Here is a 16,847-nt window from a genome sequence, read left to right as displayed (position 1 = left end):
GGGCAACCGCCGCTCGCGCGGCGGCCCCTCCACGACGCCGCTGTCGCGGCGTGGTCCCCCTCCCCGTGCCGGGGAGGATCTTCAGCCCTCTATCGCCACCACCGCGACCGACTTGGCCGGAAGCTCCAGCGTCACCGCACCCTTGGCAACGCTGCCGCGGATCGGCTTCGGCACCACCGCATTCGGCGCCTCGAAGCTGTTGACCGCATCCACCTTCGCCGCGGTCAGCACCTCGCCGGACGCGCGCTTCGCCGTGATCCCGGCGAACGTCACCGCCACCCGCGCCGGCTTGCCGGCATCGAGGTTGGTCACCGCCAGCCACAGCTTGCCGTCCTTGCCCCGCGCCGCGATCGCATCGACGCGCGGCATCGACACGCCGCCCTGGGTGTAGGTCCCCGCATCGAACGCCACCGGCACCACCTGCGCATCCTGGAACGGCACGTACATGCGGAACACATGATAGGTGGGCGTGAGGACCATCTTCTCCTTGTCGGTGAGGATCATCGCCTGGAGCACGTTGATCATCTGCGCGATGTTGGTCATCCGCACCCGGTCGGCATGGCGCGCGAAGATGTTGAGGTGCAGCGCGGCGATGATCGCGTCGCGGAGCGAGTTCTGCTGGTAGAGGAAGCCCGGGTTGGTGCCCGGCAGCGGCGCCAACCACACGCCCCATTCGTCGACGATCAGCGGCACCTTCTTGTCGGGGTCGTACTTGTCCATGATCGCCGCATGCTTGGCGATCATCCCGTCCATCGCCAGCGCGGCCTTGACCAGCTTGGCATAGCCGGTCTCGTCGAAGCCGACGCTCGGATAGGAGGGCGGCCAGCCGCCGGTGGTATAGGCGTGCATGGACAGGCCTTCGATGTTCCACGCCCAGTCATGGCCCTTCCATGCCGCCATCACCGCTTCGGTGTACGTCGTGTCGTTATCATTGGGGCCGACGGCGATGCGCTGCATCGGCTCGGCGCCCTTCTCGCCCTGCACCGGATCGAGATTGTGGGTGAAGCGGGCGAAGCGCTTCATCAGGTCGATATAGGCGTCCGGCCGCATCGATCCGCCGCAGCCCCAGCTTTCGTTGCCCAGGCCCAGCCACTTGACCTTGTACGGCGCGACATGGCCGTTGGCCGCGCGCTCCTTGCCGGCGGTGGTGGAGGGGTCGGCGGTCATGTACGCAAGCCAGTCGGCCGCCTCCTGGATCGTGCCCGAGCCGACATTGACCGAGACATAGGCTTCGGCGCCCACCTGGTCGGCAAAGTCCATGAACTCGTCGGTGCCGAAGCTGTTGGGTTCGCCCGATCCGCCCCAGTTGGTGTTGACGCTGCTGCGGCGCTGCGCCTGCGGGCCGATGCCGTCGCGCCAGTGATATTCGTCGGCGAAGCAGCCGCCCGGCCAGCGCACCACCGGCACCTTGATCGCGCGGAGTGCCGCGACGACGTCCTTGCGGATGCCGCGGGTGTTGGGGATCGGCGACTCCTTCCCCACCCAGATGCCGCCATAGATGCCGCTGCCGAGATGCTCGGCGAACTGGCCGAAGATATGGCGGTCGATCACCGGCCCCGGCTTGGCGGCGGCGTCGACGGTGACGGTCACGTCCTGTGCAAGGACGGGGGCGGGCGCGAGCAGCAGTGCCGCGCTGCCAAGCAGTGTCTTTCGAAGCATGGATCCTCCCTGATCTTTTCTCAGGTGCGCCATGCCACGAATTCTACTCCGACTAAAGAGGCAGCGTTCAGAGCGGTGGCAGCGCCGGCGGCAGGACCCAGCGGGCGATAATCACCACCGCTGCGACCGCCGCGACGCCGAGCACCGCGACCAGCACGCGATTCGGCGACGGCCGGGTGCCGCTGGCGGCGAGCAGCGCCAGCCCGGCGGCGAGCATGCCCCAGACATGGTAGCGATAGTCCGAGGCGACGCCGACCACGCCGAACGCCAGCTCGGTGAGGATCGCGGAGAGCGCCAGCGTCACCGCGACGCCGCCCGCGCCGTCGCGTGCCGGCCAGCTGCAGAACAGCACGCCGAACGCCGCTGCGAACCACAGGATCGGCGCCCCCGCCGCGCTGCTCGCCAGCGTATAGCCCAGCTTCTGGAACCCGTTGACTCGTTTGTCGGGCGAGCCGAGGCCGAGCGTGTTGGGCTCGGAGCGCGCGAGCGGCCCGGTGCCGGGCATGGTGGCGGGCATCCACAGCCGCATTTCGCTGTTCCAATGCGCGATCCGGTGCCGGGCATAGGCGATCGGATGGGTGGCGATGGTCTCGATCCAGACGTTGCGCAGCCTGGCGCCGGGCGCGGCGCGCTGGAGGGTGTCGACGATATAGCCGCACGCCTTGTCGTCGCCGAGCGGATCCCACAGGATCGGGGTGAGGCAGCCCTTGGCCTCGGCGCGGCGCCACAGCTTTGCGGGCACCTGGGGTACCGCCTGCGGGCCGGCATGGTGGGCGATGCCGGCGAGATCGAACAGCGGCAGCGAGCGCTCGACGCCGCTAGGCGCGGCTTGGAGCAGGCGCTGGTTGATCGGCGCCAGCACGGCGATCACGGCGCCGGTCGCGGCGATGACCAGCACCAGCTGGAAGCGCGGCCGATCCCAGCGCCAGCCGCCGAGCAGCCCGAAGGCGAGCGGCACGGTGGCGAAGGCGGCGTTGAAGCGCACCAGCGTGGCATAGCCGAGCAGCACCAGCACCAGCGCTGCCGCCCAGAGCGGCAGCCGCCGGTCGTCGAGCCGCCACCAGCTCGCCAGCCCCACCGCGGCGAGGATCGCGCCCGCCATCTGCCCGTCCTTGAGCACCGCGATCTGCCAGCCGAGCACCGGCGGCCAGATGCCCAGCAGCAGCACGACCAGCGCCGCGATCGATTGCCTGCGCCGGGCGAGCGCCCCGGCGAACAGCGCCAGGCCGCTCCAGTAGAGCAGGACCTGCACCACGAACAACGGCGCCTGCCCGCGCCAGCCCAGCCCGTGGAAGATCGCCCAGAGCCGCGCCATCGCCGGCGGGTGCCAGTCGTCATACTGGCCGCGCAGCACCTGCTGATATTGCACCACGCTGTCATAGCTGGCGACGCCGGGCCAGAAGAAGGCGAGGGTCACGCCCGCCAGCAGCACCGCGACGATCACCGCCGACAATGCCTTGCGCCGGGTGCCGACCGGCCTGCGCTGCAACGCTCGCCCGCCCCGGCCACGCGGCGATCCGCCAAAGGCCTGGGAACGCGAGCGGTACATGGTCATCGAGCGGTTTTCCTGGCGGGCAAGGGCGGAGTGCGGCGCGACTCTAGGAGCGAACGCCGTGCGACGCCAGCGCACCCGCTCGCGCAACGAGGGCAGTTCGTCGGTCGAGCAAGTACATTGCCCAGAGTATACCGATAGATGTTTCCCTGTGATGTGAAGTGCGAAACGTGCTTGTTGCGAAGTAATGCAAGTAGAGTACAATGAATATGCGGAAGCGAGTCGTCGGTTCCGCGAGGTGGCATAACAACGATATAACAACCGTTAGGAGCAGGTTTGGCGATATTCGCCAGTCTGTTTGCATTCGTTTGCATTTCGTCCCGTCAATGCGCGGCAAGCGCTGGGGAAATGTATAATCTGGCAGGAGAGGAACAATGACGGTCTATGCGATCCAGAATCAATGGGGCGGCAGCGGCGCGCCCTGGCATGAAGGCGGCATCTTCAACATCGGCAACCGCACCGATCAGCGCCCGATCGCGCTGAAGATCCAGTCGGGCGACGGCGGGCAAAGCTTCACCGGCACGATGACCTATCAGGGCGAGGGCCCGATCGGTGTCCGCGCGACGCTGGTGACGACCAACAGCTATCGCGTCGAGAACCAGTGGGGCGGGCCCAATGCGCCCTGGCACGATGCCGGCCTGTTCCTGCTCGGTGCGCGCAACGGCCAGAACGCGGTCGCCTTCGATCTCCACTCGAACGACCAGGGGCAGACGCTCAGCGGCACGATGCGCTACCAGGGCGAGGGCGATATCGGCGTCAAGGCGGCCGTGTCCGATGGCGTCGCCTATGATGCGCAGAACCAGTGGGGTGGCGACCAGGCGCCGCTGCATCCGGGCGGCCAATGGGTGCTCGGTTGCCGGCCGGACCAGCCGGTCGTCGCGCTCGACCTGTCGAGCGGCGATGCCGGCAAGACGCTGGCAGGCACGATTACCTACAAGGGCGAGGGCCCGATCGGCTTCCGCGGCACGCTGATCATGGCCAACACCTATAGCGTGGTGAACCAATGGGGCGGCAACGACCAGCCCTGGCATCCGGGCGGCACCTGGGTGCTGGGCTGCCGCACCAACCAGGGCGTGGTGGCGATCAACGCCAAGGGCAACGGCGTCGAGATCGACGGCACCATGACCTATCAGGGCGAGGGCCCGATCGGGCTGGAGTTGGAGCGCGCGTCGCAGCAGGCGCTCGCCGAGGCCTGAGGGCCGCGCCCGGCTTTCAAGTCGGGCTTGTCTCGGTGTGATCCCCCGCATCGAGGCCAGCAGGGCGGCGCGACGGCGCGGCCTGGAACGGCTCCGGCCCGGTGAGTGCCCGGGCCGGGGCTTGTTTTTTGGAAGGCGGGCGGCGCAAGGGGCGCCGCCGCCAGGTCAGATGTGCAATGCGCGGCCGTAGGCGCCGAGCACCGACTCGTGCATTGCCTCGCTGATCGTCGGGTGCGGGAACACCGTTTCCATCAGCTCGGCCTCGGTCAGCTCGCCGGTCTTGCCGATCGTGTAGCCCTGGATCATCTCGGTCACTTCCGCGCCGATCATGTGGGCGCCGAGCAGCTCGCCGGTCTTGGCGTCGAACACGGTCTTCACGAAGCCTTCCGGCTCGCCGAGCGCGATCGCCTTGCCGTTGCCGATGAACGGGAAATTGCCGACCTTGACCTGGTAGCCCGCTTCCTTGGCCTTGGCCTCGGTGAGGCCGACGCTGGCGATCTGCGGGTGGCAATAGGTGCAGCCCGGGATGTTGCGGACGTCCATCGCGTGCGGATGGCCGCCGTTGATCGCTTCCACCGCGATCACGCCCTCATGGCTGGCCTTGTGTGCGAGCCACGGCGGCGCGGTGACGTCGCCGATCGCCCAGAGACCGTCGACATTGGTGCGGCAGGCTGCGTCGGTGACGATATGGCCGCGCTCGGTCTTCACGCCCAGCGTCTCGAGGCCGATATTCTCGGTGTTCGGCACGATGCCGATCGCGACGATGACGTGGCTGAATTCCTCGACGGTGACCTTGCCGTCCTTGCCCTTGATCGACGCCTTCACGCCGCTCGCCGTCACGTCGAGCTTCTCGACGCCGGTCTGGGTGAGGATGGTCATCCCCTGCTTCTTGAACGCCTTCTCCAGATGCGCGGAGATATCCTTGTCTTCCACCGGCACGATCCGGTCGAGCATCTCGACGATCGTCACCTGCGAGCCCATGTCGTTGTAGAAGCTGGCGAACTCCACGCCGATCGCGCCCGAGCCGATGACCAGCAGCTTGGTTGGCATCTCGGACGGGGTCATCGCGTGGCGATAGGTCCAGATGCGCTTGCCGTCGGCCTTGGCGAAGGGCAGGTCGCGGGCGCGGGCGCCGGTCGCGACGATGATGTTCTTCGCCTCCAGGTCGGTCTTCTTGCCGTCCGCCGCGGTGACGGTCAGCTTGCCCTTCGCGGTGAGCACGCCGGTGCCCATGTGGACGGCAATCTTGTTCTTCTTCATCAGGTGCGTGACGCCCTGATTCAGCTGCTTGGCGACGCCGCGCGAGCGCTTCACCACCGCGTCCAGATCGGCGCTGATCTGGTTGGCGATCAGGCCGTAGTCCTTGGCGTGCTGCATGTAATGGAAGATCTCCGCCGAGCGCAGCAGTGCCTTGGTGGGGATGCAGCCCCAGTTGAGGCAGATGCCGCCGAGCAGCTCGCGCTCGACGATGGCGGTCTTCAGGCCCAGCTGGGCCGCCCGGATCGCCGCGACATAGCCGCCGGGGCCCGAGCCGAGAACGATGACGTCGTAGGATTCAGCCAAGACTTGCTTCCTTCTGCTCCCTTCCCATCGGCAGGGGAGGGCTGGGGAGTACATAATGAGGGGCCGGCGGATTGCATGGGCCGCCCGGCGTCCGCGGGTAGGTTACGCGATCTGTTCCACCGGCCGCGGGCGCTTCTCGGCGTCGATCGCGACGAACACGAAATGCGCCTGGGTGACGAGGCAGCTTTCCTCGACATGCCGGCCGCGGCGCCAGGCCTGGACCTCGATGGTCATCGAGGTGCGGCCGACCTTGACCAGCTCGGCATAGACCGAGACCTCGTCGCCGACCGCGACGGGGGAGTGGAACTTCATCCCCTCCACCGCCACCGTGACCGCCCGGCCGCGCGAATAGCGCGAGGCGAACAGCCCCGCCGCCATGTCCATCTGGCTCATCAGCCAGCCGCCGAAGATGTCGCCATAGGGGTTGGTGTCGGCCGGCATCGTCGTGACCCGGATCGCCGGCTGGCGGTCGGGCGGGCCGCCCTGTTGATCAATCATCGCGAGCGGCCTCCTTGTGTCCGTTCAGTCTGGCACGATCTTCGGCATAGGCCCGCCGCAGCGGACCGATGCCCATCGCCACCACCGCCACCATCGCGACATAGGCGACCAGCCAGATGTCGTGGGTGGCGCGGCGGTAGGACCAGGCGGCGAGCGACGCGATGATCCACGCCGCGATCAGGCCCGCGACGATGTGAAGCACCTCGATGAGAACGCGCACCGCCCGGCTCCGATCAGGCGATCATGCCCATCGGGGCTTCGACGAGTTCCTTGAAGATCTTCATCATCTCGGCCCCGTCGGCGCCGTCGATGGCGCGGTGGTCGAAGCTGCCGGTGGCGCTCATCACCGTCGCCACGCCGAGCGCGTCGTCGATGATGTACGGGCGCTTCTCGCCCGCGCCGATCGCCATGATCATGCCCTGCGGCGGGTTGATCACCGCCTCGAACTGCTTGATGCCGTACATGCCCATGTTGGACAGGCTGGCGGTGCCGCCCTGATATTCATGCGGCTGCAGCTTGCCCTCGCGGGCGCGGGCGGCGAGGTCCTTCATCTCGGTCGCGATCGCCGAGACGCTCTTGTTCGCCGCGTCCTTGACGATCGGGGTGATCAGCCCGGTCGGGGTCGAGACCGCGACCGAGACGTCGGCGCGGCTGTACTTGATCAGCTTGTCGCCGGTGAAGGTGACGTTGCACTTGGGCGTACGCGCCAGCGCGACACCGAGCGCCTTGATCAGCAGATCGTTGACCGACAATTTCACGCCGCGCGCTTCGAGCGCCTTGTTGAGCTCACCGCGCAGCTTGAGCAGTGCATCGAGGCGGATGTCGACCGTGAGGTAGATGTGCGGGACGGTCTGCTTCGACTCGGTGAGGCGACGCGCGATCGTCTTGCGGATGTTCGAGAGCTTCTCTTCCTCGTGCGGGATCGAGTCGTCGAACCAGACGGCCTTGGTCTCGGCGGGTGCGGCGGGCGCGGCAGCCGGCGCTGCGCTGGCGGTCGGAGCGGCAGTGGTGGGGGCGGCAGCCGGGGCGGCGCCGGGCTTGGCGCCCTCGACGTCGGCCTTGACGATGCGGCCGTTCGGGCCCGATCCGGTCACGCCGGCGAGATCGACGCCCTTGTCGGCGGCGATGCGGCGCGCGAGCGGGCTCGCCTTGACGCGCGAACCCGAAGCGGCGGCGGGCTGCGCCGCCGGGGCGGGGGCCGGAGTCGGGGTGGGCGCAGGCGCGCTCGCGGCAGGCGCCGGGGTCGGGCTCGGCGCGGGGGCGGCGCTGGCGGACGACACGTCCTCGCCCTCGCCGGCGATCACCGCGATCACGGTACCCACCTTTACGTTATCGGTCCCTTCGGCGACCAGGATCTTCCCGATCACGCCTTCGTCGACCGCTTCGAATTCCATCGTCGCCTTGTCGGTTTCGATCTCGGCAAGCAGGTCGCCGGATTTCACCGTGTCGCCTTCCTTGACGAGCCACTTGGCAAGCGTGCCCTCCTCCATGGTGGGAGAAAGTGCCGGCATCTTGATTTCGATTCCCATGAAGGTTCCCGTCGTTGGTCCTGGGGGTGGCTGGCCCCTCCTTTGCCGCCGCAGTCCCTAGGGTCAAGCCCCGCTCTTGCGCTGCGGCCCGTGCCGGTCCACTGAACGGGAGACTTCGAGGAAGGCCCCCATGCGCACCTATCTTGTGGTGATCGACGATTCGCCCGAGGCCGAAATCGCGCTGCGCTTCGCCGCCAGGCGTGCCAGCAAGACCGGCGGAACCGTCGAAATCCTGGCGCTGATCCCGCCCGCCGAGTTCGTCCAATGGGGCGGTGTGATGGCGACGATCGAGGAGGAAGCCCGCGAACGCGCCGAGGCGCTGGTGATGCGGGCGGCGGGCACGCTGTTCGCCGAATCCGGCCTGACGCCCTCGATCACGGTGCGCGAGGGCGAAGGCCCCAAGGTGGTGCGCGAGATGCTGGCGGCCAATGGCGACATCGCCGCTTTGGTGCTGGGCGCGGCGCCGAGCGGGCCGCCGGGCAAGCTGGTCGCGCACTTTACCGGCGCGGATTCGGGCAAGCTCACCGTGCCGGTGATGATCATCCCGGGCTCGCTCGACATGGATGCGATCGACCGACTGAGCTGAGTCGATTGACCGGCGCGGCCGGGCACGTCAGCATAAGCCCATGCGCATCCTCGCTCTTTTGTCGCTCGCCCTGCTCGCCACGCCTGCCGCCGCGCAGGACCGCCCCGATCCGCAGCGGCTGAAGGCCGCCGTCGAGAAACTGGTCAGCTTCGGCACGCGCCACACGCTTTCCGATCCGGACCATCCCATGCGCGGGATCGGCGCAGCCCGGCGCTGGTTCGGCGCTGAACTCACGAAGATCGGTGCGGCCTGCGGCGGTTGCATCGAGACCAGCGAGATCGCGCGGGAGTTCAAGGGCCCCCGGGCGCCGAACGGGGTCCGAATCGTCGACGTCCTCGGCATCCAGCGCGGCAGCGAGCCGGGCCGTGTCGTGATCGTGATGGGCCATATCGACAGTCGCGTCACCGACGTGATGAACGCCACCGCCGATGCCCCCGGCGCCAATGACGATGCCTCGGGCGTCGCGCTGGTGCTCGAATCGGCGCGGCTGCTCTCGAAGCAGAAGTTCAAGGCAACCATCGTCTATGCCGCGCTGTCGGGCGAGGAACAGGGGCTCTATGGCGGGCAGTTGCTGGCGGAGACGGCCAAGGAACGCGGCTGGATCGTCTCGGCGGTGCTCAACAACGACATTGTCGGCAACACGATCGGCCAAGACGGGCGCCGCGTGGCGGACCGGGTCCGCGTGTTTTCCGAAGGTGCGCGCGACTCCGAAAGCGTGGCGGAGGGCAAGGCGCGCCGTGCCGATGGCGGCGAGGATGACGGCCCCAGCCGCGCACTCGCCAAGGCGATCCGCGGGGTCGCGGCGGCGGATCCCCAGGGCCTCAAGGTACTGATGGTGCGCCGTCCGGACCGTTTCGGGCGCGGCGGCGACCATTCGCCCTTCCTGACGCTCGGCTATCCGGCGGTGCGCTTCTCGGTCGGCGTTGAGAATTACGATGCGCAGCACCAGGATCTGCGTACCGATGGCGGGAAGGTCTATGGCGACACCGTCGACCGGATGGACTTCCCCTATCTCGCCAAGGTCACCGCGCTCAACGTCGCGACGCTGCGCCGCCTCGCCAGCGCCCCCGCCGCGCCCGAGCCGGTGATCCTCAGCGGCGCGCTCGCCACCGATACCACGGTAAAATGGCCGGCGGTCGCCGGGGCGGCCAAGTACCGCGTCTATTGGCGGGCCGCAGACAGTGACGCGTGGACCAACCATGTCGATGTTGCCGGGGACAAGACCGAGACCGTGCTCGGGGGCATCATCGTCGACGACAGCTTCGTTGGCGTCGCGGCCGTTGCCGCCGACGGGGCGGAGAGCCTAGTCAGCTTCGGCGCGCGGCCGGTGCGCGAACGTTGAACCTTCGATCACAAGGGTTCATAGGGGCCGCCAGCGGGGGTCCATTTGTTGAAGAGTCGAGTTTGAGCATGGCAACCCATCCCGCTTCCGACGATCCCGCCACGCTGCTGGTGGTCGACGACGACCGCGACATCCGCCTGCTCCTCGCCAACAGCCTCGGCGCGCGCGGCTACCGCGTCGAGACGGCGTCGAGCGCACGCGACATGGACGTGATCCTCGAGAAGATGCCGGTCGACGTGGTGATCCTCGACGTGATGATGCCGGGCGAGGACGGGCTTTCCGCTTGCCGCCGCATCGCTACCGCCGACGGCCCCGACGTGATCCTGCTGAGCGCGCTGGGCGAGGAGCAGGACCGGATCCTCGGGCTCGAGGTCGGCGCGGGCCATTATCTTCCCAAGCCGTGCAGCCCGCGCGAGATCCTCGCGACCGTACGCGCGGCGCTGCGCAAGCGCGGCACCACCGCGGCGCCGCCGGCGGGCGACGTCTACACCTTCGAGGGCTGGCGCATCGACCTGGGCAGCCACGAGCTGTTCGATCCGGACGGTGTGCTGGTCGGCCTCACCGACGGCGAGTTCGCGGTGCTGCGCGTGTTCATCGAGCGTCCGCGCCGGGTGCTGACCCGCGAGGCGCTGCTCGCCGCCGCACGCGGTCCCGATTCCGACGCCTATGACCGCGCGATCGACGTGCAGGTCAGCCGGCTGCGGCGCAAGCTCCGCTCGGGTGCCGACGAGATCATCCGCACCGTGCGCAACGAAGGCTATCTGTTCGTCCCCCGCGTGACGCGCGCATGAGCAAGGGAACGGCGGCATCCCGCTCGCCGCTGTTCCTGCGCATCTTCGTGCGGATGCTGGCGTGCGTCGCGGTGGTCCAGCTGCTCAATTTCGGGTTGCTGTTCGCGATCCAGACGCCCAATCCCAAGCTCCATACGGTCGGCCAGATCGCCCAGGCCATGCGCAACCCCATGGCGGTGCCGGAGGGATTCGAAGTGCTGCGGGCACCCGCGGTGGAGCCCCAGCCCTGGAATCCCCGGGCCGAGCGGACCGAAGTCGCGCTGGCGACTGCGCTCGGCGTGCCCCGCGATCGGGTGATCCTGCGCTTCCCCGTCGGCTTTCTGCAACGTCCGCAGGTCTATAATCGCGCCGGCGTGCCGCCCGCGCCGGCCCCGGCCAGCGCCGCCGCCGCGCAGGACGTGATCGTGGCAGGGAGGTTCGAAGCCTCGCTCAAGCTGCCCGATGGCAGCTGGCGGACGGTGACGCCCGGCGAGGGGCTGGAGCCCTGGCGGCTCTTCGTCATCGCCTGGCTGGTCCTGTCGGCACTGGCCGCCGCGATCTTCGCCTGGGCGATGGCGCAGCGCTTCGCCCGGCCGATCGGCGCCTTTGCCCGTGCCGCCGAGCGGCTGGGCCGCGACCCGCGCGCGCCCCCGATCGAGCTCGATGGCCCCGCCGAGATCGCCGAGGCCGCCCGCGCGTTCAACGACATGCAGGCGCGGCTGAATCGTTATGTCGACGATCGCGCGACGATGATCGCGGCGGTGGCGCACGATCTGCGCACCCCGTTGATGCGGCTGGGACTGCGCGTCGAGGATGCCGATCCGGCGATCCGCGCCGCGTGCGAGGGCGACATCCGCGAGATGCAGGCGATGATCTCCGCCGTGATGGCCTATGTCCGCGACAGCAGCCGCATCGGCGTGCGCCGCCCGCTGGACCTGCGCTCGCTGGCCGAGACGGTGGTCGACGACGCGGCGGACCGCGGCGCGGATGTCAGCCTGGAACTGGGCGATCCCGTCGTGATCGAGGCGGACCCGGTGGCGCTCAAGGCGATGCTCGCCAATCTCGTCGGCAACGCGGTCAAATATGCCGGCGGTGCCGAGCTGGTGCTCTCGGCGCGCGACCGCGAGGCGGTGATCGCGGTGCGCGATCGCGGCCCCGGCATCGCCGACGAAGACATGGAGCGCGTGTTCGACCCCTTCTTCCGCGGCGAGCGCTCGCGCAACCGCGATACCGGCGGCATGGGGCTGGGCCTGGCCAGCGCCCGAGCAACCGCGCGCGCGCATGGCGGCGACATCACGCTCCACCGGCGCAGCGGCGGCGGGCTGTGCGCCACCGTCACGCTTCCGCTTTGATTTCAATCGTTTCCATCTACGACCCCGAGACGCTGGCCCGCCCCTTCCATTGTTGATACCGCTGTCGGCCGTGCGGCACGCAACGCCGCCGGGGACGAGGAGGAGGATCATGGGAACGCGACGCGACGTGCTCGGCGGGATCGGCGCCGGGGTCTTGGCCAGTGCGCTCGGCGGATCGGCACAGGCCGCGCCCAAGCGCAAGCTCGGCTATGCAATCGTCGGCCTAGGCTATTACGCCACCAGGCAGATCATGCCCAACCTCAAGGACTGCGAGTTCGCCGAACTCAAGGCGCTGGTGAGCGGCACGCCTGCCAAGCTGGAGAAATACGGCGCCGAATACGGCATCCCCAAGACCCACCAATATAGCTACGAGACGTACGACCGGATCCGCGACAATCCGGACATCGACATCGTCTATGTCGTGCTGCCCAACTCGATGCACGCCGAATACACGATCCGCGCGCACCAGGCCGGCAAGCATGTGATGTGCGAAAAGCCGATGGCGGTCTCAGTCGCCGAATGCCAGGCGATGATCGCCGCCGCCAAGAAGGCCGGCAAGAAGCTGATGATCGGCTATCGCTGCCATTTCGAGCCGTACAATCTCAAGGCGATCGAGACGGTGAAGTCGGGCGCGCTCGGCAAGCCGACGCTGATCTTCGCCGAGCACGGCTTCTATGCGGGGCCCAACCAGTGGCGGCTCGACAAGGCGCTGTCCGGCGGCGGATCGATGATGGACATCGGCATCTACAGCCTCAATGCGGCGCGCTATCTTTCCGGCGAGGAGCCGGTCGAGGTCAGCGCGATGGAGTACACCGATCGCAGCGATCCGCGCTTCAAGACGGTGGAGGACCGCATCGACTGGCAGTTGCGCTTCCCGAGCGGGCTGATCGCCGATTGCGTGTCGAGCTACAGCTCGAACCACAATCACTATCGCGTCACCGGCCGGAAGGGCTGGGTCGAGCTCGAGCCCGCCACCAACTATGAGGGCCAGGAGATGTGGACCCGGCTGGAGGGCAAGCGCGAGCAGGTGGTGCTGCCCAAGCCGGCCAAGAACCAGTTCGTCCGCCAGCTCGATCACCTGCCCGAATGCATCATGAGCGGGCGCGAGCCGATCGTCTCGGGCGAGGAAGGGCTGCGCGACATGCGGTTGATCGAGGCGATCTACCGCGCGGCGCGCGAACACCGGGCGATCACGCTGGCATGAAGCACGTACCCATGAATCGTCGGAACGTTCTGGCGGCGGGCGCAATGCTCGCCGCTTCCGCCTGGACCCCGCTGGCCCGCGCCGCCCGGCCGCTGGGCGCCGACCACCGCGCCCGCATCCAGGCGCTGCTCGGCCAGATGACGCTCGCCGAGAAGGTCGGGCAGATGAACCAGATCGCCGGCGGGCGGCAGAAGTCGCTCAACTCGAAGCTCGACGCGGCGATGCTCGACCGGGTGCGCAAGGGCGAGATGGGCTCGTTCCTCCATGTCGCCGGGGCCGAGCCGCTGCGCGACCTGCAGCGTGTCGCGGTGGAGGAATCGCGGCTCAAGATCCCGCTGCTGTTCGCGATGGACGTGATCCATGGCTATCGCACCATCCTGCCGGTGCCGCTGGCGCTGGCGGCGAGCTGGGATGCCAAGGCCGCCGAACAGGCCGCGCGGATCGCGGCCGAAGAGGCCTGGGCGGCGGGGCTGCACTGGACCTTCACGCCGATGGTCGACGTCGCGCGCGATCCGCGCTGGGGCCGGGTGGTCGAGGGCGCGGGCGAGGATGCCTATCTCGGCAGCCGCATCGCCGAGGCGCAGGTCGCCGGCTTCCAGGGCGCCGATCTGGGCGAGGGCAGGCGGATGATGGCCTGCGCCAAGCATTTCGTCGGCTATGGCGCGGCCGAGGGCGGTCGCGACTATGACAGCGCCGAGGTGGGGCCGCGAACGCTCAACGAAGTCTATCTGCCGCCCTTCCATGCTGCCGCACGGGCAGGGGCGGGCAGTTTCATGACCGCGTTCAACGCGCTCGACGGCGTACCGATGACCGCCAATGCCGAGCTGGTGCGCGGCTTCCTGCGCGCCCAGTGGCACTATCAGGGGCTGGTGGTGAGCGACTGGAACGCGATCCGCGAGCTGGTCAACCACGGCATCGCCGCCGATGCGCGCGAAGCCGCGGTGCTGGCGCTCAAGGCGGGCGTCGACATGGACATGGCGAGCGGCAGCTACGCCACCTACCTCGCCGAAGCCGCGACCGCCGATGCGAGCCTCGTGCCGCTCATCGACGAGTCGGTCGGCCGCATCCTCGCCGCCAAGGCGCGGCTGGGGCTGTTCGACGATCCCTATGGCTTCGGCGATCCCGCGCGCGACAAGGCGCCGCTGCGGCGGACCGAGGCGCGCGATCTCGCCAAGCGTTCGGTGGTGCTGCTGCGCAACGAAGGCGCGGTGCTGCCGCTCAAGCCGGGCGCCAAGCTCGCGCTGATCGGCGCGCTGGCGGACGATGCGTCTTCGGCGATCGGCTCATGGCGCGCACGCGGACAGGCGACCGACGCGGTGACGCTCAAGGCTGCGCTGGCGGGGGCGGACTATCAGCCGGGCAGCGATATTGCCGCCGCCGTTGACGCCGCGAAGCGCGCCGATGTGGTGCTGGTTGCGATAGGCGAGGACTTTGATCGCACCGGCGAGGCGCGCAGCTATGCGGAGATCGGTCTCCCCGACGGCCAGACGGCGCTGCTGGAGGCGCTGAAAGCCACCGGCAAGCCGATCGTCGCGATCCTCATGGGGGGCCGCCCGCTGGCGCTCGAGCGCGAGCTGACCGGGGTGCCTGCCGTGCTGCAGACCTGGCTGCTCGGTATCGAGAGCGGACCCGCGATCGCCGACATCCTCAACGGCAAGGCCGCGCCGGGCGGTCGCCTGCCGATCGGCATGCCGCGCCGGACCGGCCAGTCGCCGCAGAGCTACGCCCATCTGCCCACCGGCCGCCCGGCCAGTCCGGACTTGGCGGTGGACAGTGCGCGTTATCACGACACCGAGATCGGCCCGCTCTTCGCCTTCGGCCATGGCCTCACCTATGGCGAGATCGCCTATGGCCCGCTGAGCCTCAGCGCCGAAACCGTCGCCCCCGGCGGCCGCATCACGGCATCGGTGCAGGTCACCAATCGCGGCACGATGGCGGTGGACGAGGTGGTGCAGCTCTACGCCAACGATCCCGTCGCCGCGGTCTCGCGGCCGGTGGCGGAGCTGCGCGGTTTCGCGCGCGTGCCGCTCAAGCCGGGCGAGAGCCGCACCGTCCGCTTCACGCTCACGCCGGAGCAATTCGCCTTCTGGCGCGACGGCAAGTGGATCGTCGAGGCGGGCGACATCCGGCTGATGGCCGGTGCCTCCTCGGCGGACCTGAAGAGCGAAGCCAGGTTCCGCATCACCGCCGGTGCCGAGGGGCAGGTGCCTGCCGCCTCGCTCGCAACCAAGGTGGAGATCGCGTGATGGGCGAGCCCTGGCATACGCTGCTCATCGTCGCGGGCAGCATCGCGACCGTCATCCTCTTGGTGCTGCGCCTCAAGCTCCAGCCCTTCGTTGCACTGCTGCTGGTGGCGCTGGCGACCGGCCTCGTCTTCGGCAACGATCCCCAGGCGGTGATCGCCGCGATCCGCAAGGGCACGGGCGAGGCGCTCGGTTCGGTCGCGGTGGTAATCGGGCTCGGCGCAGTGCTGGGCGGCATGCTCGAAGCCTCGGGCGGCGTGCAGGCGATCGCGCGGCGGCTGCTCGACCTGTTCGGGCAGAAGCGCGTCCCCTGGGCGCTCACCGCGATCGGCATCATCATCGGCGTGCCGCTGTTCTTCGACGTCGCCTTCATCATCCTCGCGCCGCTGCTCACCACGCTGGCGGTGCGGGCGGAGCGGCGCGTCACCTATTTCGCGCTGCCGCTGCTCGCGGGCCTGATGACGATGCACGCGCTGCTGCCGCCGCATCCGGGGCCGGTCGCGGTCGCCGAGCTGCTCCACACCGATTACGGCCGGATGGCGCTCTATGGCCTGATCTGCGGCATCCCCTCGGCGATCCTTGCGGGCCCCGTCTTCGCCAAGCTGGCGCATGGTGCGCCGGGCTATGGCGCGATCGGCGCGCCGCCGATGCTCGACGAAGGCGCGCCGCAGACCAATGCGGTCGGCTTCGGCCCCGCGCTCGCCGCGATGCTGCTGCCGCTGGCGCTGATCCTGGTCGGCACGGTGGCGAGCGAGGCGATGGCGCCGGGGCTGGCGCGCTCCACGCTCGTCTTCCTCGGCCATCCCTTCACGGCGCTGATCCTGGCGGTGCTGGGCGCGATGGCGTGGCTGCGCTTCGTGGCGGGCGCGGGGTTCGAGACGCTGTCCAAGATCAGCACCCGCGCGCTGGAGCCGGCAGGCCTGATGGTGCTGATCATCGGCGCGGGTGCGGCGTACAAGGAAGTGCTGATCGACTCGGGCGCGGGCAAGCAGATCACCATGGCGGTTCAGGCGGCGCAGGTTTCGATCCCGGTCTTCGCCTTCCTGCTCTCCGCCTTCGTCCGGGTGGCGCAGGGCTCGGCGACGGTCGCGATGGTGACCGCCGCTGGCTTGGCCGCCCCGCTGATCGGCGCGGCGGGGCTGGGGCCGGACCGGATCGCGCTGGTCACCGTCGCGATCGGATCGGGCGCGACCATCGCGAGCCATGTCAACGACACCGGCTTCTGGCTGGTGAAGCAGTATCTCGGCCTTACCGAAGCGCAGACCTTTCGCAGCTGGACCATCGGTGCCACGATCGCGGGACTGACCAGTTTCGCCATGGCGCTGCTGCTATGGCCGTTCGTCTGAGGGGGAT

The 16,847-nt window shown here is 68.9% G+C and carries 14 protein-coding genes; 8 read left to right on the top strand and 6 right to left on the bottom strand.

Annotated features, from left to right (window positions below):
* Positions 1-81: 81 nt before the first annotated feature.
* Together CA234_RS04080 and CA234_RS04075 are read right to left on the bottom strand one after the other, a co-directional pair.
* Positions 82-1,659, bottom strand: coding sequence for an alpha-L-arabinofuranosidase C-terminal domain-containing protein (locus CA234_RS04080; RefSeq protein ID WP_126000977.1), 1,578 nt, complete (start codon positions 1,657-1,659; stop codon positions 82-84).
* Positions 1,660-1,726: 67 nt separating this feature from the next.
* Positions 1,727-3,148, bottom strand: a complete 1,422-nt coding sequence (locus CA234_RS04075) for a hypothetical protein (protein ID WP_241213228.1) — start codon at positions 3,146-3,148, stop codon at positions 1,727-1,729.
* A 437-nt stretch (positions 3,149-3,585) separates the two neighbouring features.
* Here CA234_RS04075 and CA234_RS04070 point away from each other — a divergent pair, with 437 nt between their 5' ends.
* The gene (locus CA234_RS04070; protein WP_125976352.1) at positions 3,586-4,407 is read left to right on the top strand and encodes a lectin ESA-2; all 822 of its coding nucleotides are present in this window, start codon (positions 3,586-3,588) and stop codon (positions 4,405-4,407) included.
* Positions 4,408-4,572: 165 nt separating this feature from the next.
* Here the strand turns inward: CA234_RS04070 and lpdA are convergent, their stop codons facing one another.
* From lpdA to CA234_RS04050, 4 genes are all read right to left on the bottom strand, one after another.
* Positions 4,573-5,970, bottom strand: coding sequence for a dihydrolipoyl dehydrogenase (gene lpdA, locus CA234_RS04065; RefSeq protein ID WP_125976354.1), 1,398 nt, complete (start codon positions 5,968-5,970; stop codon positions 4,573-4,575).
* Between the two features lie 102 nt (positions 5,971-6,072).
* Positions 6,073-6,468 carry an acyl-CoA thioesterase gene (locus CA234_RS04060; RefSeq protein ID WP_125976356.1) on the bottom strand — a complete coding sequence of 132 codons (396 nt, stop codon included), beginning with the start codon at positions 6,466-6,468 and terminating at the stop codon, positions 6,073-6,075.
* Positions 6,461-6,688 (bottom strand): hypothetical protein, encoded by a 228-nt coding sequence (locus CA234_RS04055; protein ID WP_121073802.1) that lies wholly within the window; start codon positions 6,686-6,688, stop codon positions 6,461-6,463. Before CA234_RS04055 ends, CA234_RS04060 begins: the two co-directional genes overlap by 8 nt.
* 13 nt (positions 6,689-6,701) lie before the next feature.
* Positions 6,702-7,997, bottom strand: coding sequence for a pyruvate dehydrogenase complex dihydrolipoamide acetyltransferase (locus CA234_RS04050; protein ID WP_126000976.1), 1,296 nt, complete (start codon positions 7,995-7,997; stop codon positions 6,702-6,704).
* Between the two features lie 130 nt (positions 7,998-8,127).
* Between CA234_RS04050 and CA234_RS04045 the strand changes: the two genes are divergently transcribed.
* The 7 genes from CA234_RS04045 (at position 8,128) to CA234_RS04015 (ending at position 16,840) form a co-directional block, all read left to right on the top strand.
* The gene (locus CA234_RS04045) at positions 8,128-8,583 is read left to right on the top strand and encodes a universal stress protein (protein WP_126000975.1); all 456 of its coding nucleotides are present in this window, start codon (positions 8,128-8,130) and stop codon (positions 8,581-8,583) included.
* 40 nt (positions 8,584-8,623) lie between these two features.
* A complete protein-coding gene (locus CA234_RS04040; RefSeq protein ID WP_126000974.1) occupies positions 8,624-9,925 on the top strand; it encodes a M28 family metallopeptidase in 1,302 nt (433 codons plus the stop codon).
* Positions 9,926-9,993: 68 nt separating this feature from the next.
* A complete protein-coding gene (locus CA234_RS04035) occupies positions 9,994-10,716 on the top strand; it encodes a response regulator (protein WP_121073814.1) in 723 nt (240 codons plus the stop codon).
* Entirely contained in the window at positions 10,713-12,047 is a 1,335-nt protein-coding gene (locus tag CA234_RS04030; RefSeq protein WP_126000973.1) for an ATP-binding protein, read from the top strand. The genes CA234_RS04035 and CA234_RS04030 overlap by 4 nt, the downstream gene beginning before the upstream one ends.
* 109 nt (positions 12,048-12,156) lie before the next feature.
* Positions 12,157-13,251: a Gfo/Idh/MocA family oxidoreductase gene (locus CA234_RS04025; protein WP_126000972.1), complete on the top strand. Its 1,095-nt coding sequence runs from the start codon at positions 12,157-12,159 to the stop codon at positions 13,249-13,251.
* Between the two features lie 11 nt (positions 13,252-13,262).
* Entirely contained in the window at positions 13,263-15,497 is a 2,235-nt protein-coding gene (locus CA234_RS04020) for a glycoside hydrolase family 3 N-terminal domain-containing protein (protein ID WP_126000971.1), read from the top strand.
* Positions 15,497-16,840, top strand: a complete 1,344-nt coding sequence (locus CA234_RS04015) for a gluconate:H+ symporter (protein ID WP_126000970.1) — start codon at positions 15,497-15,499, stop codon at positions 16,838-16,840. The genes CA234_RS04020 and CA234_RS04015 overlap by 1 nt, the downstream gene beginning before the upstream one ends.
* Positions 16,841-16,847 lie beyond the last annotated feature (7 nt).

It is taken from the genome of Sphingomonas sp. ABOLE (genome assembly GCF_003950455.1).
GTDB lineage: Bacteria > Pseudomonadota > Alphaproteobacteria > Sphingomonadales > Sphingomonadaceae > Sphingomonas > Sphingomonas trueperi.
This window is presented reverse-complemented; position numbering and strand designations above follow the sequence as displayed.